The organism is Paenibacillus sp. USHLN196 (assembly GCF_037144955.1).
Taxonomy (GTDB): Bacteria; Bacillota; Bacilli; order Paenibacillales; family Paenibacillaceae; genus Paenibacillus; species Paenibacillus xylanexedens_C.
The window spans coordinates 18,550-41,319 of sequence record NZ_JBBCYH010000025.1; the positions used below are offsets into that span (position 1 = coordinate 18,550).

19 protein-coding genes and 1 pseudogene are annotated in these 22,770 nt (G+C 38.0%); 4 read left to right on the forward strand and 16 right to left on the reverse strand.

What is annotated here, in order from left to right:
* Positions 1-22: 22 nt before the first annotated feature.
* Positions 23-862: a BglG family transcription antiterminator LicT gene (gene licT / locus WFI24_RS32285; protein WP_336765920.1), complete on the reverse strand. Its 840-nt coding sequence runs from the start codon at positions 860-862 to the stop codon at positions 23-25.
* Positions 863-1,252: 390 nt separating this feature from the next.
* On the opposite strand from licT, the gene WFI24_RS32290 reads away from it, so the two are divergent.
* Positions 1,253-3,145, forward strand: a complete 1,893-nt coding sequence (locus WFI24_RS32290; RefSeq protein WP_336765921.1) for a beta-glucoside-specific PTS transporter subunit IIABC — start codon at positions 1,253-1,255, stop codon at positions 3,143-3,145.
* A 19-nt stretch (positions 3,146-3,164) separates the two neighbouring features.
* On the forward strand, positions 3,165-4,625 hold the full coding sequence (locus WFI24_RS32295) for a glycoside hydrolase family 1 protein (RefSeq protein WP_336765922.1): 1,461 nt from the start codon (positions 3,165-3,167) through the stop codon (positions 4,623-4,625).
* Positions 4,626-4,858: 233 nt separating this feature from the next.
* Here WFI24_RS32295 and WFI24_RS32300 read toward each other — a convergent pair whose 3' ends face one another.
* The 6 genes from WFI24_RS32300 to WFI24_RS32325 all read right to left on the reverse strand — a co-directional run bounded on the left by WFI24_RS32300 (position 4,859) and on the right by WFI24_RS32325 (position 9,930).
* A complete protein-coding gene (locus tag WFI24_RS32300; protein WP_336765923.1) occupies positions 4,859-6,199 on the reverse strand; it encodes an MFS transporter in 1,341 nt (446 codons plus the stop codon).
* Between the two features lie 15 nt (positions 6,200-6,214).
* The gene (locus WFI24_RS32305) at positions 6,215-6,649 is read right to left on the reverse strand and encodes a MarR family winged helix-turn-helix transcriptional regulator (protein WP_336765924.1); all 435 of its coding nucleotides are present in this window, start codon (positions 6,647-6,649) and stop codon (positions 6,215-6,217) included.
* A gap of 555 nt (positions 6,650-7,204) precedes the next feature.
* Positions 7,205-7,618, reverse strand: a complete 414-nt coding sequence (locus WFI24_RS32310; protein ID WP_336765925.1) for a hypothetical protein — start codon at positions 7,616-7,618, stop codon at positions 7,205-7,207.
* Positions 7,596-7,742, reverse strand: a complete 147-nt coding sequence (locus WFI24_RS32315; protein ID WP_336765926.1) for a hypothetical protein — start codon at positions 7,740-7,742, stop codon at positions 7,596-7,598. Before WFI24_RS32315 ends, WFI24_RS32310 begins: the two co-directional genes overlap by 23 nt.
* Before the next feature lie 909 nt (positions 7,743-8,651).
* Positions 8,652-9,446, reverse strand: coding sequence for an SDR family NAD(P)-dependent oxidoreductase (locus tag WFI24_RS32320; RefSeq protein ID WP_336765927.1), 795 nt, complete (start codon positions 9,444-9,446; stop codon positions 8,652-8,654).
* A 109-nt stretch (positions 9,447-9,555) separates the two neighbouring features.
* Positions 9,556-9,930: an ArsR/SmtB family transcription factor gene (locus tag WFI24_RS32325; protein ID WP_336765929.1), complete on the reverse strand. Its 375-nt coding sequence runs from the start codon at positions 9,928-9,930 to the stop codon at positions 9,556-9,558.
* A gap of 687 nt (positions 9,931-10,617) precedes the next feature.
* Between WFI24_RS32325 and WFI24_RS32330 the strand changes: the two genes are divergently transcribed.
* Positions 10,618-12,768: an MFS transporter gene (locus WFI24_RS32330; protein ID WP_336765930.1), complete on the forward strand. Its 2,151-nt coding sequence runs from the start codon at positions 10,618-10,620 to the stop codon at positions 12,766-12,768.
* 703 nt (positions 12,769-13,471) lie between these two features.
* A pseudogene (locus WFI24_RS32335) lies at positions 13,472-13,626 on the forward strand (family 1 glycosylhydrolase); the annotation flags it as partial.
* A 181-nt stretch (positions 13,627-13,807) separates the two neighbouring features.
* Here WFI24_RS32335 and WFI24_RS32340 read toward each other — a convergent pair.
* The 9 genes from WFI24_RS32340 to uvrA form a co-directional block, all read right to left on the reverse strand.
* Complete coding sequence (locus WFI24_RS32340; RefSeq protein ID WP_336765932.1) at positions 13,808-14,269, reverse strand: hypothetical protein; 462 nt, start codon at positions 14,267-14,269, stop codon at positions 13,808-13,810.
* 88 nt (positions 14,270-14,357) lie between these two features.
* A complete protein-coding gene (locus tag WFI24_RS32345; protein ID WP_336765933.1) occupies positions 14,358-14,696 on the reverse strand; it encodes a YolD-like family protein in 339 nt (112 codons plus the stop codon).
* Complete coding sequence (locus WFI24_RS32350; protein ID WP_336765935.1) at positions 14,689-15,975, reverse strand: Y-family DNA polymerase; 1,287 nt, start codon at positions 15,973-15,975, stop codon at positions 14,689-14,691. The genes WFI24_RS32345 and WFI24_RS32350 overlap by 8 nt, the downstream gene beginning before the upstream one ends.
* Before the next feature lie 254 nt (positions 15,976-16,229).
* Positions 16,230-16,469, reverse strand: a complete 240-nt coding sequence (locus WFI24_RS32355; protein ID WP_336765937.1) for a hypothetical protein — start codon at positions 16,467-16,469, stop codon at positions 16,230-16,232.
* Positions 16,470-16,579: 110 nt separating this feature from the next.
* The gene (locus tag WFI24_RS32360) at positions 16,580-17,083 is read right to left on the reverse strand and encodes a CarD family transcriptional regulator (protein ID WP_336765938.1); all 504 of its coding nucleotides are present in this window, start codon (positions 17,081-17,083) and stop codon (positions 16,580-16,582) included.
* Positions 17,084-17,147: 64 nt separating this feature from the next.
* Positions 17,148-18,065, reverse strand: a complete 918-nt coding sequence (locus WFI24_RS32365) for a sigma-70 family RNA polymerase sigma factor (protein ID WP_336765940.1) — start codon at positions 18,063-18,065, stop codon at positions 17,148-17,150.
* A gap of 185 nt (positions 18,066-18,250) precedes the next feature.
* Positions 18,251-19,351: a recombinase RecA gene (gene recA, locus WFI24_RS32370; protein WP_336765941.1), complete on the reverse strand. Its 1,101-nt coding sequence runs from the start codon at positions 19,349-19,351 to the stop codon at positions 18,251-18,253.
* Between the two features lie 507 nt (positions 19,352-19,858).
* Entirely contained in the window at positions 19,859-20,206 is a 348-nt protein-coding gene (locus WFI24_RS32375) for a hypothetical protein (RefSeq protein WP_336765942.1), read from the reverse strand.
* Positions 20,207-20,211: 5 nt separating this feature from the next.
* Positions 20,212-22,749, reverse strand: a complete 2,538-nt coding sequence (uvrA, locus tag WFI24_RS32380) for an excinuclease ABC subunit UvrA (protein WP_336765943.1) — start codon at positions 22,747-22,749, stop codon at positions 20,212-20,214.
* Positions 22,750-22,770: the final 21 nt, after the last annotated feature.

Consider the following 22,770-nt stretch of genomic DNA (forward strand, 5'->3'; position numbering starts at 1 on the left):
TCATTTTCCAATAATATAACTCTCATTCTGTACGATTACTTACTCGCTGAATATGAACAGTTAAATACAACAACTCATCATTAGTGCACTCCCATTCATGACTTGTCGAAAGAAAGCGCTTGATTTTCAACGCACACTGAAATGCCTTTGGATAATTATTTTTAACCACATCATATAATAAATGATCACTACTAGTTAATTTTTCACCGTTTGTCTGACGCTTGATAAAATACCGGAGATGCGTCACGAATCTTGCATAATTCAGTGAATCTTCATCCAGTTCAATTTGAAAGTGATATCGTACAATATCCAATATTTTAATTAGCACACTACGCATTAAATCATTATCCATCGACGATCCCAGTTCCATTTGAGCATTTACGAAGTGATACGCGATGAGGGCAATCTCGGAATCAGGGAGCTTAGTTCCTGTCTTCTCTGCAATTAGAGAAGTAGCATATTTACCAAAGGCATATTCCTTCGGGTAGGCCTGCCTGACTTCCCACTCCAAAGGGCTTGATATGAATAACCCTTCTTTCGCGCGCTTTAATGCAAAACTTATATGATCAGAAAGCCCAATAATTATATTTTCATTAAGTGATGTTCCCAATACCTTCTTGCCCTCTTCAATTAACTCATGGGCCAGATCAATATCCTCAGAAGGAATCTCATTGAAAAGGCTAATCAACCTCTCATTATTACTTAGAGTTTCCAAAACAAACGTTTTTTCAATCACAGTTTCGTCAATAAGATCACCAGGGTATTTCTGAAATCCAATGGCTTTTCCCATAACAATTATTTCTTTATTGTTATGGCCAACAACTAAAGCAACATTGTTATTAAATACTTTTTTCACGCGCATTGGATATATCCCTCTCTTTTACGAAAATAAAAAAGCCCTATCATTTAACTCGACACCAAATAGACTTTTGTGTGTGAATTAAATGCATAGGGCACGCCTGATCGAGTCAGTAACAATCCTAGCTAATTTAGAGAATATCATCGCTTATTATTAATGTCAACATCCATAACTCATATCAATATCAAAGAATGGAAATGACGTAATAACTATCCTGATTGGCAAGAAGCGAGAGATTTCTAAGGGGCTTTACAAAACAAAAAAAAGGATTTATAGTGCATTCTATGGATTGTTACTGACTCGATCAGGCATGCCCAAAGGCAGTATTTACGCTGCTTTTGGGCTTTTTTTATGCTAAAAACAATCCTTACTAAGTAACAAGGGGGAACCACTATGCAAGACAAGGAGCTCGCGAAGAGTATTCTTCAAAAAGTCGGCGGTGAAGAAAACATCTCCAATTTGACGCATTGTGCAACAAGAATTCGAATGAATTTGAAAGATGATTCAAAAGCTGACTTAGAATCAATTAGCAAACTTCAAGGTGTTCTGAAAGCTCAGAATCAAAGCGGTCAAACACAGATTGTAATTGGTGCGAGAGTAAAGTCCGTTCATGATGAGCTTAGTAACATGGTTAATGTTCCTAGTTCAAATGATCAGGAAAGTAAAAAGTCAAAATTAGGTTTCAAAGGCTCCGTTAATGCTGTGATTGAAACTATAGCAGGAGTATTTTCTCCTATTTTGCCAGTTCTCGTTGCTTGTGGTCTTACCAAAGCAGCAACTTCAATAATGGTCAATTTTAACTGGCTCGAAAATGAATCAAACATCGTTATATTTCTCAATATGATCGGTGACTTAGTATTTTATTTCCTTCCATTTTTCCTTGCTGTAAGCGCTGCTAAAAAATTTAAAACTAACGAATACATCGCTCTTGCACTAGCAGGAGCCTATATGTATCCGACTATCATGGATGGTGCAAAAGCTATCTCAGAAACCGGGATTAAATCATTAGATTTATTTACTCTGCCTGTACTATTTGTAAATTACAAATCGTCAGTTATTCCGATAATTCTATCAGTTTGGGTGATGAGTTACATCCATCGTAAAGTAGATAAAATCATGCCCCACTTCCTGAAAATCTTTTTCACTTCAATGGTTGTCATTCTTGTAATGGTTCCTTTACAGCTGATCGTTCTTGGACCATTGGGCACATATATAGGGGAAGGACTTGCTGAATTTATTCAATGGTTTTATGAAACTGGAGGCGTATTTTCTGCAATCTTATTAGGTGCTACTCGTTCACTACTAACTATGCTTGGAATGCACTATGCTCTGGCACCATTGCAAATTCAAGAAATAGCACAAACAGGTTCATCTTATATATTGGTAAGTGCTTTGACAGCTAACATGGCACAAGCAGGCGCTGCTCTGGGAGTATTTTTTGCAATTAAGAACAAATCAGCTAAATCATTAGCTGCCTCCACATCTTTCCCGGCTTTTTTAGGGATCACAGAGCCAGCGATGTATGGGGTTAACTTGAAATATAAAAGACCGTTTTTCATTGCACTCGGCGCTTCAGCAGTCAGTTCGGCCTTCCTATACTTTTTCAACGCTAAATCAACAGCATATGCACCTCCAGGCCTGTTTACTTTACCTATTTTTGAAGCAGATAGTTTTGTGTACATTATTATCGGCGTAATCATTTCTGCAACGCTTGCATGTGTTGGGACATACTTTTTCGGGATAGCAAAAAAGGATAACATCGTTGAGAACATAGAGAAGAAGGAAGAAACTACAATAACAGAAAAGGCTACAATCCCTTCTTCTAAAGTTTCAATTCCAGTAGAAAGTCCTATTAAAGGAGAAATTATTCCTCTCAATGAAGTACCAGATGCTGCATTTGCAGAGGAAGCTATGGGTAAGGGGATCGCTATCCAGCCAACCGAAGGCAAAGTGTTTGCGCCTTTTGATGGAACAGTCGAAACTGTTTTCCGAACTAAGCATGTCATTGCTCTTAAATCCAATGATGGAGTCGAACTTTTGATACACATCGGCGTGGATACTGTTAAATTACAAGGGCAACATTTTAATGTGCTTGTACATGAAGGGCAAAAAGTGACGGCAGGAGAACTCATAGCCGAGTTTGATATTGAAGCCATTCGTAAAGCTGGATTTCCAACTATCACACCTGTGATTATTACCAATACAATGGAGTTCCTTGATGTTCTACCTACCCGTAATAGTGGTACAGTCTCTCAGGGTGAACACATCTTGTCAATTATTCTTTAACATAATGGTATGGAGGTAAATGAACATGAAAAACAATTTTCCAGAGAACTTTTTATGGGGTGGAGCCATCGCTGCTTCCCAAGCAGAAGGTGCCTTTAATCAAGATGGCAGAGGACTATCAGTCGGTGATGTTACTCCTTATAACAAAAACTTAAATCGCAAAGCAATCAATAATCACAAAATAATAAATAACGAGATCCTTGCAGCAGCTCAAAAGGATTTATCCGCTGAGAATTATCCTAAGCGATACGGAATAGACTTCTATCATCACTATAAAGAAGACATCGCGTTGTTTGCTGAAATGGGCTTCAAAGTATTTCGTTTCTCTATTAGTTGGTCAAGAATCTTCCCGCAAGGAGATGAATTGACCCCTAATGAGGCTGGATTAGCTTTTTACGATAGTGTTCTTGCTGAACTTGAAAAGCACAACATTGAACCACTTGTAACCATTTCCCACTTCGATATGCCTCTATACCTAGTCGAACATTATGGTGGTTGGAAAAATCGCAAACTCATTGATTTCTATGTACGATATGCCGAAACTTTATTTAAAAGATACTCAAAGGTAAAATACTGGATTACTTTCAATGAGATCAATGCATCTGTATTTTCTACCTTTAAGGGTGTAGGTTTATTAAAGGATCGTTCAGAACATTTTGAGCAGGATTGCTTTCAGGCAGTACACCATCAGTTCATAGCCAGTGCATTAGCAGTTCAGTTAGCACATGAATTAATCCCAGGTTCACAGGTAGGATGTATGATCGCCCGCTTTACAACTTACGCGGCTACATCCAAACCCGAAGATGTTATGAAAATGGTTCACGATGACCAATATCGAAATTTCTTTTTCACTGATGTTCAGGCACGTGGATATTATCCTAGCTACATGGAACGCTACTTTGCTGAGCGAGACTTTCAAGTAACTTTTGAAAAAGGGGATGAGGCTACTCTGCAAGCTGGTACGGTTGATTTTGTGAGTTTCAGTTACTATATGTCCCTTATTTCCAGTTCAGATCCTGAACATCTCGAACAGACTGCAGGGAACCTCGTTGGTGGTTTTAAAAATCCACATCTCAAAGCATCAGACTGGGGATGGCAGATTGATCCGATCGGACTTCGTTACTCCTTAAATCAGCTCTATGACCGATATCAAAAGCCATTGTTTATCGTAGAAAACGGTGTAGGCGCTCTTGACCAAGTTGACGAGAATGGACAAATTCATGATGATTACCGGATTGACTATTTCAGAGAACACATTCAACAAATGAAAGAGTCCATCAAAGACGGAGTTGATCTACTCGGCTATACAACATGGAGTGCCATTGACATCGTCAGCTCATCTACATCTGAAATGTCTAAACGGTATGGTTTTGTTTATGTTGATCAAAATGATGACGGAAGCGGAACCTTAAACCGATTGAAAAAAAATTCATTTCATTGGTATCAACGCGTTATTGAAAGCAACGGTGAGGAACTATAGATCCCTGATCTTACTAGAACAAAGGCCAAGAACAATGTTCTTGGTCTTTTACCTATCTGATGTATTGTTAGCTAAAGAAAAAGAGCAATCAACAAATCGCTTTTTTTGAACTAATGTTTCCCGTTAGCTGAACAAAAGCAGCTGATCACGTTGGTCAGCTGCTTTGTTGGATTTGTTGAGCTTTCGTTTTAGTTGGGTATTAAATTTTTGGGTCTCTCCATGTGAAGTTATGATCATTTTGTCATCTGAGACTGTTTCTTAGGTTTACTTGCTGCTTGTTTATAATACACTGATATGGCCAAAGAAAATAAGCATACTACGAGTAGTAACCGATACACATTTTCATAAGCTAATTCAAGTGGTATATCCTTTTGCATCGTCAAGATTATTCCACAAACTGCAACGGAGAACGAACCTCCAAAAAATTGAATTAATTGCATCAATCCCATACCCGAGCCGGTTAAATGTTTCGGCAGGATGCGGGATACCTCATTATTTAATGAAGACAATGTTGCAGAGAACGAGGGCGAGAAACAAAGGTAACCACAGAGAATAACAAAAGGCGAAACATGTATAAAAAAAGAAAATGTAGCTACTACAATAACCAATACGCTTTGGCCAATAAGCAAAAATGTAATATTACCGTAACGGTCAATCCACTGCCCCACAAAACGACCTATCGTTACTGATAAAATAGCCCCCGGTGCAATCATGAGTCCTATGGTTATTGGCGACTCACCCGCTAAATTGGCTAAGGCCAGCGGCATGAGGAACAGATTACCCATATTCAATACTAATATACAAAATCCAATTGCCGTTAATTTTCGGTACTCTTTTCTAGTAAAAAGTTCTGGATTAATGAATGTATCTTTTTTTTCTCTACGTAAATACCAAACATGCACTGCAAAAGATAGAAGACTTCCAATAAACCAAAGTAGGGATCTTTGCATGAGTGCTATTAGTAATGTACTTGCATTTACAATCGTTAATATTGCCCCTAAAGTATCAAATCTTATAGGTTTTGTTTCTTCCTTAGGAAGCATACGTACTAATACCGGAAGTACCAAAAGAATCAGACAGGAAATAGTGAACAAGCCGTTAAAACCGAAGTACTGACTAATAACGCCTCCTATGATAGGCCCGAATCCAAAGGCCATTGCACTGCCTGTTGAAATCATGTTAAGAGCTCTTCCTCGTCGCTCATATGGTATGTAACGACTTGCCATCACCACTCCAAGACCAGACATGGTTCCTGCACCCGCAGATTGTAGAATTCGAACTGTCATTAGAGTATTAAAGTCTTTCGCTAAGATTCCAAATAACGAGGATAGACCCAGAATGCTCAAACCGATTAATAGTAGTCTTCGCAACGGTATACTATCTGATAACCGGCTATATACAACGGTAGATAAGGCGTAGCCAATAGAGTATCCTGAAATAACCCACGATCCTTGATCTGCTGTAATGTTAAAACTTTCAATAATCCCAGGAATAGCTACATTAAACATCGTGGTATTCATTAATACAATAAATATCCCAAACATCCAGATTGGCATGACAATTCTATCATTCATTTGTTTTTACCACTCCTAAATATCTAAGTATTGTCTTACATTCTGATTTATTTGAGAAAGCAATTTTTTAAATTGTAATAATTCTTCTTCTGATAAACCTTCCAAAGCAAATTCTTGAACTTTTTCATCAAGTGGGATCAAATGCTTAGTAAGTTGACTCCCTTCACCCGTAAGAAAAACGAGAGATGACCGTTTATCATTCGGGTTATTACATCTTTTGACTAAGCCCTTTCTAGCTAATAAATCTAAGATTCTTGTTACGTTAGCCTGATCCTTTTCTACACTATGGGTTAGATCCTTTATAGAGATTCCATCCTTTTCTTCTAAACTTTTTAGTAGTATCCATTGTTCACTTGTTATTCCATATTGCTTGAACTCATGGTTAAATAGTACGTTCATATTTCTTAACGTCTTCGTCATTGCAAAACCAATAGCTTCTTCAAAATTCATTCAATAACACCCTTCCTTGATTTATCAATATCAATAATGTTATAACATACATGTTATAACATGTATGTTTTTATGACAATCCTTTCCTTATAAGTCATTGAACTAAGTTGCCCATTACCTTAACAAAAAGACAACTAGTAATTAGCCAGCTGTCTTTATTGAAATTACTATTCCATCTTTTAAAACCACCTAATTGATTAGGTGGTTGATATGCGGAACTAACATTGAACAATTGTGATATCGCTTAAGTGTATACGAATGATTATTTTCTGATCAATTTCTCAATGTAGACGATAATGCTCATTATTGACTTTGCTTGAATGATTATTATGCTGTACTAGCTCCTTTTCTGCTAATCCAAGATTCATTATCATTAGATTCAAAGTCACCTTGTTTAAGTTAAGTTGACGTGCGATCTCCCTTCGAGGGATTATCCCATATTGACTTCTAATGTAATTTTCGTATTCTTCGGGGATCAAGATCTCGATCACTTTTGTTTTTTTAGGCATAACTGCTTGTTCACTAATCCCTATTATCAATATCAAAGATATATGGTTAATTCTCACTATACCTAGATCGTATTTTCGTTGTTATAAGAAGATATTTATCATCCATAACTACACCATTTACTTCTGATTTCTCATTTATTCCATTAAAAAATAAATTTTCTTTAACCTGCACTTCATCTCTTTCATTATTATCATAAGAATTTTGCTCGAACATTTGAATTTCATCTTCAAGAATTTTTGCTTCATCCGGATGATCCATGAAATACTTCTTTGCTGAATCTCTCCCTTGCCCAAGCCTAATTTCGCCTCTAAAAAACCAAGATCCAGACTTTTGAACCAGCCCACGTTCAATTCCAATATCAATAAGTTCCCCCAGCTTTGAAATCCCTTCACCATACATGATGTCAAATTCAGTCATACGAAATGGAGGAGCTAGCTTATTTTTTACAAACTTTAACACGAATATGGTTTCCTACTAATTCAGACCCGTTCTTAATGAATTCTATACGACGAATATCAAGCCGAATGGAGGAAAAAAATTTTAATGCTCGCCCACCTGAAGTTACTTCCGGACTACCAAACATAACACCAATTTTCTCTCTTTGAATGATGAAACACTTCCGATCATCGATAAGCGTATTTTTTTGAAGTTTTTGGGGATGGCAACCATGGGTGTACTTGAATCCTACGTATTGGACGAAATAGACAGCGATATCGAGGCTGTGTCAGCGCAAGTGGTTCAGTTATATATGACACAATTAACTACTAGCTAATGAGATCTATTATATGTCTTCCTGATTGTAAAATTAAAATATCCGCTTGCTGGAGAGCAAACGGATAAAACAAGAACATTGTACCATTTCAATTAGACAATTAGACATTAATGATGCATTTATCATTATAAAAATAAATTCGCTTCTCCATTATAGTTTGGCTTGTTTTGAATTGTTTATTATATGAAGTGTTACATATTATAAAAACTTGGAAATCTCAACACAAACACCCAGTCGTGTTCCGTTTGACTTCACGATTCTTGTGAAAGAAAAGGATCATGTGCCTCAAAACCAGGTCTACTCCTGGCATGGTTCTCGTGATACATAATCAATTCACTTACGTTGGCCACTAACTTTGAATCGGAACTCCTCTTGTAACAAAGTCATTAAATTGGTGTTATCAGCGCAGCAGGAGTAGCAATTAAAATTTCAAAACGATGTTGCCTTTTTTTCAGGCGCACTAACAACTTTCACTGCAAGGTGAATTTCCGATAAACAAATTCCGTGTAGCTTGATAACATCGTTTTCGAATTGATCCCTATCTCAATAGCTGCTTTCATGTCTTGCATACGCTATTCTGCCATTGCATCTTCCTGCCAAGTCAGGATTGTTACCCCAGCGTAAGAGCCTTGACAGAAAGAGTAGTCATATCTGGCGGTCCATTTGCTAAAGAACCGTATGAAACGATGCCGCATTATTGGGCTAACGTTTCCCCTTAGGTTAACGTTTATTTGAGGTCAAAGCTGATTGAAATAAACGTTTTGCAAATTTCACAACAACACTCCGTGGTAAAAACCGGGGTAATTGGGCCATTAAATAATTATTTTTTCCAGCTATTATGTAACCTCTGTCTTTTTCTACCGCCCTAAATGCTGCATTTACAACATCAATTGGCTCCATCCGTTTGCTTTTCAAATTCGCAGAACCCGATACAGCATGAAATGAACTCTTCGTTTCTCCTGGACACAATGCAACGATACGTAGTCCACTATCTCTATATTCTGCCCATAAGGCTTCCGTAAACGATAGGACGTACGCTTTTGTTGCACCGTATGCAGCCATATACGGTACCGGCTGAAATGCTGTCATCGAAGAAACATTGATGATAACACCTTCATTTCGCTTAATCATAGAGCCAATAAATTTATGAGTCAATTCAGTCAAGGAAGTTATATTTAATTGGATCTCTTGATTCAAACGTGCAGCAGGAATTTCATTGAAGATCCCCAAAGTTCCAAATCCAGCATTATTGATTAGAATATTTACCTCCAACCCTAAACTTTCAACTTTTTGTTGCACTATTTCAGCTGCATTCCCAGCTGAAAGATCAACCGGGAGAGAAACAGCTTTAATTGAATATTCCTTTCGTAGTTTTTTTGCAATTTCATTGAGCGGTTTTTCTGACCGAGCAACTATTATCAAATTGCATCCTTTTTTGGCGAGCTCCTTTGCGAAAACCTCCCCTATTCCTGATGAAGCCCCTGTGACGAGGGCTGTTTTATTTGCATAATTCATATATGCAGCCTCCAATTTTGTTTTATATTAATCAAATGATTAATCATTTGATTATTAGATTTAAATAAAAAGCTTTCTTCATTGGATCAAAAAGAAAGCCTTTTATATTTTATTTATGTACTTTTGCAGGGTCATCTAATAAACTTTCAGCTTTTTGTACTAACATTTTAAGTCGCTCAATAACCGTGTCACCAAAAGTAAGATTGTAATAAACCTCGGTTCTTTCCTTTGTTGAACTCAGGATACCTGCTTGCTTAAGAATTCTCAAATGATGGGAGACTGCTGGTCTTGACAGATGAGATTTCTCAACAACTTGTGCAACATTCATTCGTTTTACTAACATAAACATCATTAAAATATCTTGTCTAATAGGATCTGCCATCGCCTTAAAAATTTCTGTGGATTGACGAATCTCTTGCAGAAGAGCATGTTTCTTTTCCAACAATTCGCTTTGTATCTCTATACTACTCTGATCAATTTCCATGTTTACACCTCAATAAATTCAAACGATTAAACATTTGGTTACTTTGTTATTATAAAAGGTTACACTTTAAAACGCAAGACTGCTGAAAAAGATATTATATATACTAATCTGCCCGTTAGTTGAACAAAAGCAACCGATCACGTTGATCGGTTGCCCCCTGACTTCCATAACTACCACAGGAGCGAACTCGTTAACTTAGATCTTTAATCCATTCGCTATTCCTATTTGATTGGCTTTTTTTCAATAGCATTGCAGATCAGTTTATAATTCACTATCTTGCATTAATCAGTACTGAATGCTATTATTCTTTCTACACTACTGAATTATGAATAGTAGTTACTTTGCGATTTAGTTCAAACTTTAACCGAAACGCAAACTCTTTGTTCATTAATGGTGGATGTTAGGAGGTGTTGATCTAAAGCAATCATCATTTGAGATTGGGTCGATACATAACACTTAGTTTCACACGCTATACAATTCGACGAAGAACTGTTCAGTATTTCTAGCATTGACTTTTCTAGCGTAAAGGTCATCCATAAACGGACTGGCGATAACTCGAAAGGCGGTACAACCATGTTTAACATTAACTCAAAGAATCAAAAGAAAGTACACAGAAGACGACTATCCAAGATTCCACTCTCACGCAACTCTCCCCTTCACTTGGGATGGAAAGGAGCTATTTTCGGAGTGTCACTTGTTACGTTGTTTATTTGTTTAGTGCAAGCTTCCTATTACCTTGGGTCACGAGGGTTTCAGGACTACTTCGTCGGGACAGTATTATCGATCCTTGTCATTTTGGGAGTTACGGGCCTTATTGCTGGCGGGCTGCATTGGGCTAAAAAAATGCCTTCTAGGTATGTATGGTTCCTGCTGGCCTCTATTTGTTTGCTCTATCTCAGTTTTTTGGGCCCCTTGCCGTTAACGTTATCCGTCCTTTTTTGCATCCTTTTTTCCTTTTCCTTACTTGGAGCCCTGCTTTATCGATTCATAAAGGGCTCGTATCGCGAAGCCGCAAGGTGGGTAAAAGTAACGGCAAGCACTGGAATTGCTGCGGTCTTCATTTTCATTTGCGTACTGGGATATTGGCTCACTAGTGAAGGTTTTGCCGACTTTAAAGTTCAGTATCCTTTACAAACCGTCAAAACTGCGGACAATTACTCAAGCTCCATGATCAATCCAGCTGAACCTGGTACATTTCGTATAAATACAATTACCTATACAAGCAATTCAACTTATCGCAAAGATCTTGATAACCAAGGACATCTGACGACAGAGACAGTGGATGGATCGGCTTTTGTCGACAATTGGTCTTCCAGACGTACAAACACCTTTGGTTTCGGTCCAGAAGCGATGCCACTAAATGGCACGGTTTGGTATCCTGAAGGCGAGGGCCCCTTCCCGCTTGTACTCGTTGTACATGGTAACCATCTTGCGACTGAGTTCTCTGATCCCGGGTATGCCTACTTGGGAAAATTACTGGCAAGTCGTGGATATATACTAGCTTCAATTGATGAGAATTTTCTGAATATTTCCCCGTATGATGATCTATTTGTTTTAGACGGATTGGAAGGTGAAAATCGTGCAAGAGGTTGGTTGTTGCTCGAACATTTAAAAACGTGGGAAATGTGGGACTCGTCTAAAGGAAATCCGTTCTATGGCAAAGTAGATATGCAGCATATTGCATTGATGGGACATTCCCGAGGGGGTGAGGCCATTACTACGGCAACCGCCTACAACCAAATGACAACATATCCTGAGGATGCAAATATCAAATTTGATTACCATTTTAATATTAAATCCCTTGTCTCAATCGCGGGTACCGACATGCAGTATCAGCCCGGTGGACAACCCATCGAGCTTCAAGACATCAATTATTTGTCCCTACATGGCTCTCAAGACATGGACATCAATTCGTTCGTTGGGGCGAATCAGTATTATCGTACACGCTTTACCGAAAACAGTGATTATTTCAAATCATATGTGTACATTTATGGTGCGAATCATGGTCAATTCAACACGGTTTGGGGTAGAAGCGATGCTGCTGGTGTAGGTAACATGTTGTTCAATAACTCAGAGATCCTTCCTGGGAAACAACAAATTCAAGCTGCAGAAGTTTTGATATCGTCCTTTTTTGAGGCTACATTGAAGGACAATGATTCATACCGGATGGTATTTCGAGATCTAGGATACGGCAAGGAGTGGTTACCCGAAACGATGTATATTAGCAATTACTGGGACGGAAAAACCACCACCGTCACTAATTATGAAGAAGATTCGGATCCTGGGACAACAACGTTGCCCGGCGGACGTTTGGAAGGGGACAACCTCAAGGTTTGGAAGGAAGACAAAATAAAAATGGAACTGTCAGATGAGCAGTATAGTGCGGTATTCTTGGAATGGGATAACACATCGGTTTCTTCCACGCCCGCTTATAAGGTCATATTTCCAAATTCCGGAATTGATATATCTGACACAAGCACTCTTGTATTTTCCATCGCTAATCATGATACCGAGCAAGACGTTAGTGCAGCGGACGCTTTGGTTAACTTAACGATATCAGTTGAAGATAATAATGGAAGCATAAGTCGTTTGCCACTTAGCAATTTCTCTCCTCTTCTTCCGATGTTTGAAGGAGTTCTTGCCAAGCGACCATTAGGATTTTTCCAAACGATTAAGGAACCGATACTTCAAAACTTTGCTTTCAATATCAATGATTTTATGAAAGCCAACACCAATTTGGTGCCCGAACGGATCGGCAAGATCAGTTTTATTTTTGATCAAACCACCAAAGGCAATATCCTAATAAAAGATATTGGTATCCGAAATGACAAATTATAAATTTACACATACATTTAACATATTGGTCACCTTAAACTGTAATCTCACCATCTATTCATAGTCTCTTTTAGCTTAATTTTGGAATACTTATGGAAACAACGAACTTAGTATTTTTAACATGGCCAGATTTCGTTGTAAGCTTGTTCTGAACCAACAGAGCCGGAATGTCTCATTGTTTCAGTCGAGACTGTTCTGATCTGTTCAAACGCAAGTAGTAATTCATAAGATAAGACGTGCAATGCACGTCTTTTTTTCACTTGGTAATCCATTCCAAAACTCTGCCCTGAGATATAGGTAGCGTTGGTGTTATTTAATCGAATCGCTATCAATTCCTCATAACTAACTTGTCCGAATGGTAGGTTGTTTCTCACCACTTATCTTAGAACTTGAACTTTTTGTGTAACTTATCTCGTTCAACACTTCGATTATAGGCCCAAATTAGTAATTTTTTTTTAACAGGTAAAGCCATTTTGTTTCACCTCCTACATAAAAATAACAAATAAACTAGGACATTTTAACCATACGACGAGTTGGGATGTTATTCTATATCAATGTTCTTCAGGCTTTAAATCAAGGCTACTTGATAGAATGTGTAGTTTTGTAGATATCGAGCTAAAAGTTTTTCAGAGGCACCATCAAGTACAGACGAAGAACGTCAAAATACTGTTAATTAAATCAAAAAAGACAACCAAGGAGCGCAAAAGACATTGTCAGTTCATTAACTTCCGGAATGGCGAAACGTTATGGTTACGTCTATGTTCATCATAATGATGATGGAAGTGGAACCTTGAACAGAGTAAAAAAGATTCATTTTACTGGTATCAGAGAGTTATTCAAAGTAACGGAGAAGAATTCTAAATTTTTACTTTCTCACAGCTGAAATAGACCAAGGACTATTCCTTAGTCTGTTGTTTATTTCAAGAGACATTTGATACACAACAATTTCTTGGTATGGATGATCTCATTTCTGTTTAATTGGTGTTGGGAGGAGTATGACTACACCTAGATTTTAGAGAGTCTAAAATCTAGGTGTAGTCTTTTATACTTCTTTAATGTTGACACTTTGAATGTGGTCTTCATTCTGCTCGAAAAAGCGCTGATTATGAAGCTCTGGCATCTCCTTCTCCCTTAACCCAAGCTGCATAATCATAAGATTCAGTGTTACTTTACTCAAATTAAGTTGTCTTGCAATTTCCCTGCGAGGAAGTATCCCATATTGCTTTCTAATGTGGTCTTCATATCCTTCAGGTATTAATACTTCAATTGTCTTTTTTTGTTTAGATATTTTCTCAGTGTTATCCTCAATTTCATACGTGTCCAAGAGAACTTCACACTCTTCCTTTACATTGTCCGATCGCTGAATAGCTAAACGCTGAACCAGATCATTGACTATATCCTCTACCTCGAACGTGCTAATCCCTAGTTTGCGAGCAATTTCCTTTCGAGTGCTACGATTGCGGATTTTTTCGATTACTGTGGCCTCTTTCCTTGTGAGAATCATATATACCCTGCTTTCAGATGATTTGAATTGCGAACCGTAAAAGATAATCAAAATGGCACGTGCACAAAATTTATGTTTTTTTATCTCTTTATAGGATATCAATGATGTCACTAAAAAGGATACTGGCAGGACCGTCTTTACTACTTACTTCAATTGATTTTATATCTAACCTGCAATTTTTAATTTTGCCATGTAACTGTTGATATTCATCATCACTAAAATAAGTTATTGTGATATAACTTTGTTCGTAAAATGCTTCTTGAATTAGAAATGCAAGCTCGTTACTGCGTTCTGGGGTAAGAACAGGTCTTTCCTGCTTTCCATGACTCGTTTTCCATTGCAACAGACGTTCACGATGTTCTGAAAGTAAAAGAGAAGTCCATTTTTTATTTCCCCGGTCATACGGCAAAGGATACTCTCTACTCATAATGTCCACCTATTTTCTTAGCACGATCTTGAAGGGTACCAGCCTTGGTAAGTGATGTTGCTCGGAAGATTCCTGTGGTTCCGAATTTGGCTACTATTTTGTCTAAAGCTGATTCAAGAGCCCGTTGTTTGTCATCCTCTTCCCAACTAAATAAATCCAACTGGATTTCTGATTCATGAATGACATTCGTTACTGACATGGAAATTTGTCGAATTGGTGCCGGTATCTCATTCTTAGAATTCATAGTCATACAGGCTTCGAATAAATGAATGGATAAATTGGTCGCGGATGCTAAAGTGATCGATTGAGAAAAGCGCCGACCATTATAATCACTCGTATAACGCATTGACAAATTCACTGTAAAAGCTGCCATATGATAAGAGCGAAGCCGAGCAGCAAGTAAATCAGATAATTCGTGAATAACTACTTTTGTGTCTTCCCACGAGTAATCAGTCATGAAGGTAATCCCATTGGAAAACCCTTTACGAGCCTCCAATATTGGATCAACAAAAACAGGACTATAATCTAATCCGTTTGCATGATAATAGAATTGTTCTCCCATGGCTGGACCAAACTCTTGTCGCAGCACATGTAGCGGTTTCTGGGCTAATTGACCCAGTGTATAGATTCCCATTGCATTGAGTCTTCTCGCATATCGACCTCCAATGCCCCAAACGTCCCTCACTGAATGTGGCCACAGAAGTGTTTCAATTTGATCATAACTACATTCAGCATAACCACTCTTTTTACCAATTAAGTCCATCGTTATCTTAGCGACAACTTTATTTTGCCCCCAACCTATACTTACAGGAATTCCAAACACTTTGTATATATCATGCTTAATCTTCATGGCGACCTGTTTATGCGAGCCATGCATATGTTCAGTACCATCTATTGTAATCATCCACTCATCAATAGAATAAGCATGTATAGCTTCTGATGGTGCATATTTATATAAAATATCCATGATACCCATAGATACATCTACATATCTTCCCATACGGGATTGAGCCAATATGATATCTTCACGGTTAGGAATCTGGAAAAGCCTGCTACCCGTTTTGATATTGTGTTGGAGTTTTAATTCGGGTGATGCTGCGAGCACTACACTACCGCGTTTCGACAAATCGCTGACTACAGCAAGTTTGGTCTTCAATGGATCCAAAGACCGGTCAGATAGCTCAACTGAAGCGTAGAAACTTTTTGCGTCAATGGCCAGAACACTATGATTGGGCCACTTTTGTCTTGGTGGTAACATTTTCTCTACTCCTTTAAACAAGAACATTTGTTCCTGTATGATACCACGAAAAATACTATCTGACACGTGGAAAAGGAGGTTATTAACCTAAAGACACATTTTCAGTACAATGTTTATTGCTCTTCGTACTGAATATTTATAGTCCTGTTATAAAATATTGAGAGTTTTTTTAGAGTCCCTGACTAAAGGATTAACTTAATTTTATTGAGAGACTCCGTTCTTTAAGTTGATAGTAAAACACAGGTAAACTAACAATCACTCTCGACACTGCCTAACTAGTCCAAGTAACTGCCGCAATCATAGTTATTGTGCTGTCTTTTTATTTTCACAATAATAGACCCATCGATTTGATGGATTTCCTCAATAATTTTGTATTTTTTTTTCTTTCGTTGTAAAGTTGATTTGAAATCTTCTAATTCTGCTCGAACAGTCCGTAGTGCAACCTCACTCTCGGCATCCTCTTTCAAACGAAAATGTATGGTTTGTTCAATACACGCATAAAGTACACGTTTCATGTGCTTCTTACCACCTTGTCTTTAAATTCTCTTAGTGTACTGCAACTTAGTGATACCTAAATTCAGCACAAATACGTTAAGCAAATCAATTTTGATCATAACAATAATAATTATTTGTTCTTTGATCTTGACTTAATAGTACGCTTCAGAATTTCAGATACTTCTTCACTCGATAAATTGAGAACATGCATCAATTCGTCTTTCAGTAAGTTACTTGCTACTTCAAGTAACTGTTTATCCTGGAAACCTAATCTAAGATCATATTGAGATGCACAGACTAAATCTCGAATCACCTCAATTATGTTAAGGACTTCTCCTGATTTTAGCTTTCGGTCCAATGATTTCTTTCTTTCAGAGGCTAGAAGAGGTAATTTATTGTATTTTTTAAAGAAATGTTTTTTTGATTTCTCTAAAGTTTCTCGACTTGTCAGTGCCCTTATTCCCTTCTGTTCAGCCGAGTCCACAGGTATGAAAATCTCCATTTTTAGTTCATGAAAATAGACTTTGAGGTAATTCTTTTGTTTATCTTCACATGGACGCGTTACTTTTTCTTTTAAGAGCCCTACCCCATGAAATGGATAAAAAACCATTTCTCCTGTCTTGACTCCATTCATGTTTTACCCCCATAAGATCCCTAGAATTTGCTATAATAAATTAAATTCTTTAAATACCAAACTCTCAGACCTCAAGAAAGTCCTGAAGTCGTTCTTCACGAAAATATTCGCTTATTTTTTTTAATGCTTTAATTTCAATTTGGTAAATACGTTGACGCGAAACACCATACACCTCACCTATTTCTTGAAAACTATGCAATTCTCCGTCATCAAATCCGTAGCGAAAACGAATTATACCTTCTTCCCGCTCGCTCAAAGTATGAAGAACATTGTTTATCCTTTCCTCTAGAAATTTTTGTTCTACAAGTTTAACGGTACTTTTTTCGTTAGTACATTCAAGCAAGTCTCCGAGTTTTGTATCCTTGTCTACCCCAACCTCTAAGTCTAGAGACAAAACTAGTTTTTCAGCCAGTTTTTTTATTTCAATTATCTTGTTCATTGGCATGTTCATTTTGTGTACCATCTCTTCAAGAGTAGGATCACGACCAAATTCTGAAAAAAAGACTTGGTAAATTTTTTGCCATCTTCTCAATAATTCAACAATGTGAGTTGGAAATCTAATAATCCGTCCTTTTTCTACGATAGCCTGTTCTATTGCTCGGCGGATCCACCAAGTCGCATAGGTACTGAATTTGAAACCCTTCTGAAAATCGAATTTTTCAACTGCTCTTATTAGACCTAGGTTCCCCTCTTGAATGAGATCAAGAAGAGGCAAGTCATTCCATTTATACTTGCTTGCAATATTGACAACTAAACGCAAATTCGCCTCTATGAATTTCAGCTTAGCTTTTTCATTGCCTTGTTTGACTTGGCTTGCCAAAATTGTTTCATCCTCTTTAGAAAGAAGCGGTACTTTTCCTATGTTGTCTAAATAAAATTGTAGAGAATCCTTCATCGAACTTTCTTTCCGTAATTGTCGGACATGGATGTCTTTATTATTTTCATTCATTGCAATTGATTCATTAAAATATTCTTTATTCATATGGTCCCTTTACTCTCATAATGTTACTCATTGCAGATGTTCATTTAGATACATCAAAACCAAAAAAATTCAATTATTATAGCGCATGTTTTAAGAACTAATCGATGTTTTAGTTGAACTTCAATCACGAAATCAAGAAGTTACAAGAAGCTTTAACGAATAACATCTTGTGTCCCACACAGAACTTAATCATTATTCAATTTGGCCACATCATCCCTAGCATCCAATAATAGATGTTTGTCCTGTACTGAATTTTTCTCATTATCATCTACAGAAGCGTGCTCCCATTTTCGAATTTCATCTTCTAATGTTTTAGCTTCATCAGGATGATCCATAAAATATTTCTTCGCTGAATCTCTCCCTTGTCCAAGTCTCAATTCTCCTTGAAAAAACCAAGAACCAGATTTCTGAATCAATCCACGTTCAATTCCTATATCGATAAGTTCTCCCATCTTTGAGATACCCTCACCATACATGATGTCAAACTCAGTCATCCGAAATGGTGGAGCTAACTTGTTTTTCACAACTTTGACACGTACATGATTTCCTACAATTTCAGATCCATTTTTTATGGATTCTATCCGACGAATATCAAGGCGTATAGAGGAAAAAAATTTTAATGCTCGCCCTCCTGAAGTTACTTCCGGACTACCAAACATGACACCAATTTTTTCTCTAAGTTGATTTATAAAAATGATAATACTTTGTGTTTTTGAGATTGTACCTGTCAGCTTTCTTAATGCTTGACTCATTAAACGCGCTTGGAGTCCCATATGGACATCTCCCATTTCCCCTTCAATTTCTGCACGAGGAACGAGAGCTGCCACAGAATCTACAACAATCACATCCACAGAGCCAGATCTTACTAATGCTTCTGTGATCTCTAGAGCCTGCTCTCCGGTGTCAGGCTGGGAAATAAGCATTGAATCAACATCAACACCTAATGCTCTTGCATAGGTTGGATCCAATGCATGTTCTGCGTCTATATATGCTCCCGTTCCACCTACTTTTTGAATCTCTGCAACGACATGGAGAGCAAGAGTAGTTTTACCTGACGACTCTGGACCATATATTTCAATCACCCTACCTTTTGGTACACCACCTATTCCCAATGCCAGATCAAGACCAATAGAACCTGTTGAAATTGTTTCTGTTACTCTATTAGTTGAATGTTCACCTAAGCGCATGATAGATCCTTTTCCGAAAGTTCGCTCAATCTCCGCCAATGCCTTTTCTAACATTTTTTGTTTTTCAATCTTTGATGTCGATGGTAATTCAGTGTTCATAGTTGAACCCTCCTTAAGTTATCTTCAAAAGTTGAGTAAGTTAGTAAAAGCATTTTTTCCTTTTTTAGTGTAAAGATATAAAGTCAAATATTTCACAAAACTTATCTGTATACTTGGTTTTTTTGTTGATGTTTTTTGTGCATCGCGACATTCTTACCTGAAGAAATACCGGCAAGCATTAGTAATCAATTCATGAATTAATTATATCACATGCATGTCAAGAGGTTATGGCCCGTAAATTATGTCTATTTTGTGAATTATATGCCTATAATCTCTTCTTATTAGATTAGCGACTAGCTATCAACTTCTTCGTTTTCTCATTAATTTTTCCGTATTAGATAACAAAATTCGCATCTTAATACAGCACTAAAAGGCCATTCAGGGATATGAGCACCTTGCACGTACAATCTCAGAATTAAAACTCATAATAAATGCATGTGGATCATTTGGACTTTTAATTTTGAAACGCAAATGTCTTGCCTAATCTCCATGCGGCAGTGATTAAACTCACGTCTTTCTTTTTAGTGCCTTTCTCTTTAATGCCGCAGCTTTACGAGTTGTTGCTTTACTAGCCATTTCGGCGGCCATTTGTCGTTCCTCTTCTTCTTTTTGAAGCTGATGTTGCCGTTGTTTCTCAGCTTCAATTTCCTTTTGACTTTGATAATATTGGTTAATCACATATTCTTGAACGTTATGATCTTCCATCCATAAATACTGTACAAAAGCATCTGGAAAAACGAATACTTTTAGACCTATCGGATCTGAAAAATGAATGCTGATTCGATTGTCTGTTTTGTTTACGATAAATCCTTCACCGAAACGAATATGCGTTACTTTTTGGCTAATCAGTTCCATAGCTTTCAAGACTCCTCCAACACTTTTTTTAAAAATCTCCCAGTGTGACTTGTTTCGCATCTGGAAACTTCCTCTGGTGAACCGACGCAAACAAGCTCCCCTCCGTTTATCCCACCTTCTGGTCCCAAATCAATGATGTAATCAGCGTTTTTGATCACTTCCATGCTGTGCTCGATGACGATCACGGTGTTCCCACTATCGACCAGTTCATGCATGATATTTATCAATTGATTGACATCATCTACATGCAAGCCTGTGGTCGGTTCGTCCATCACATATAGGGTTTTCCCAGTGGCTGGCTTTAAAAGTTCTGCAGCAAGCTTTACCCGCTGAGCTTCTCCTCCAGACAATGTTGTGGATGCTTGTCCCAGTTGGACATAACCCAGCCCCACTTTGCAAATTGCTTCAATTCTTTTACGAATTTTCGGCATGTTTTCGAAGAACGTTACAGCTTCTTCAGCGGTCATCGCCAACACATCCGCAATATTTTTTCCCTTGTAATAGATTTCCAAAGTTTCACGGTTAAATCGTTTCCCTTTGCACACCTCACAAGGAACAAATACATCAGGAAGAAAATGCATTCGAATTTTCATTACACCATCTCCAGCACAAGCTTCACATCGTCCCCCCTTTACATTGAAAGAGAATCTTCTCGCTTCGTACCCACGTACTTTTGCTTCACTTGTAAGTGCATAATGGGAACGGATAAGGTCAAACAAACCTGTGTATGTCGCAGGATTAGATCGCGGCGAACGCCCAATTGGGCTTTGATCAATGTGGATTACTTTGTTGAGAAATTCAGCACCTACAATTTCTTTATGTTTTCCAGGCCTTGTCTGAGCTCGGTTAAGTTGAGCAGCTAATTTCTTATACAAGATCTCATTGATTAAACTAGATTTTCCTGAGCCCGAGACACCTGTAACACAGGTTAGTGTCCCTAAAGGAATGTGGACATCAATACCTTTCAAACTATTTTCGGTCGCACCAATTATCCCTAATGTATTCCCATTTCCAGAACGTCTATTTTCAGGCACACGGATTCTTTTTTTACCCGATAGATATTGACCAGTTAAAGAATTTGGCTCATTCATGATCATTTTCAGTGTGCCCTGCGCCACAAGTTCTCCGCCGTGTTTTCCTGCTCCAGGACCAATGTCTACAATCCAGTCTGCCTGACGAATTGTTTCTTCATCATGCTCCACAATAAGGAGCGAATTCCCCTGATCTCGCAAATCACGTAGTGCCGCTAACAGGAGGGAATGGTCACGTTGATGTAATCCAATGGAAGGTTCATCTAGGACGTAAAGCACACCGGCCAAACCTGAGCCAATTTGTGAAGCCAATCGAATCCGCTGACTCTCCCCACCAGAAAGTGTGCTTGAAACACGAGAAAGTGTTAAATAAGTCAAACCTACTTTTTTCATAAAAAGAAGCCGAGTAATTATTTCGTCATTTATAGGCTTTGCAATGGTGCTTTTGGCTCCTCTTAACTCTAGATTATTTATTGCATCAATAGCATCATTAATGGATAACTTGCAAAATTCAGCAATGTTCATTCCTCCAACCGTGACAGCAAGAGGCTGCGCGGACAAGCGATCTCCTTGGCAATCCGGGCAAGATAGAGTAGTAAGCTCGCCATAGGTTTCAAACTGCGAATTCTTTAAGTGTTCATAATCCTCAGGTTTGAGTTGAATTCCTAGCCCATGACAAGTTTGGCAAGCCCCTAGTTGATGATTAAAGGAAAATAACCGCGGGGATAATTCATGAAGTGACGTTCCACATTTTGAACAGCTGTAGCTTTGAGAGAAGCTTGTTTCTTGCATATTCTCATACTCATAAATTGTGACAATATCTCCTGAAAGAGAGAGAGCCAATTCAATGGAGTCTGCCAAGCGTTGAGCATCCTCATCTCTGACAGTTAGCCTATCAACAACGATGTCGATGGTATACTTCTGACCCTTGTCGATTTCTATCTCATCCGACAAGGTATAATGTGTTCCGTTTACACGAACACGTGCGAAGCCATCCTTTCGTGCTTGATCAAATACGTCACGGTGTTCTCCTTTTTGTCCACGGATGATTGGCGCCAGTACAGCAAATTTTGCTCCTTGTGGTAACTGAAAAATGTGCTCGACAATCTCGTCAACAGATTGACGGCCTATTTCTATTTTACAATTCGGACAATGCGGTGTACCTGCTCTTGCCCAGAGAAGACGCAGATAATCATAGATTTCTGTCATAGTCCCTACAGTTGATCGAGGATTACGTGAGGTTGTTTTCTGTTCAATAGCCACAGCTGGGGAAAGTCCCTCTATGGAATCTACGTCTGGAGTAGTATTTTGGCCTAAAAATTGCCGTGCATAGGCCGACAATGACTCCACGTATCTCTTTTGACCCTCAGCATACAGTGTATCAAATGCCAAGCTTGATTTTCCCGAGCCACTCACTCCTGTGAAAACAACCATCTGATCACGAGGCACATCAACGTTGATATTTTTTAAATTATTCTCTCTTGCACCTCTGACATAAATATAATTTTGCACTGTTGAACCTCCCTTTTAAAG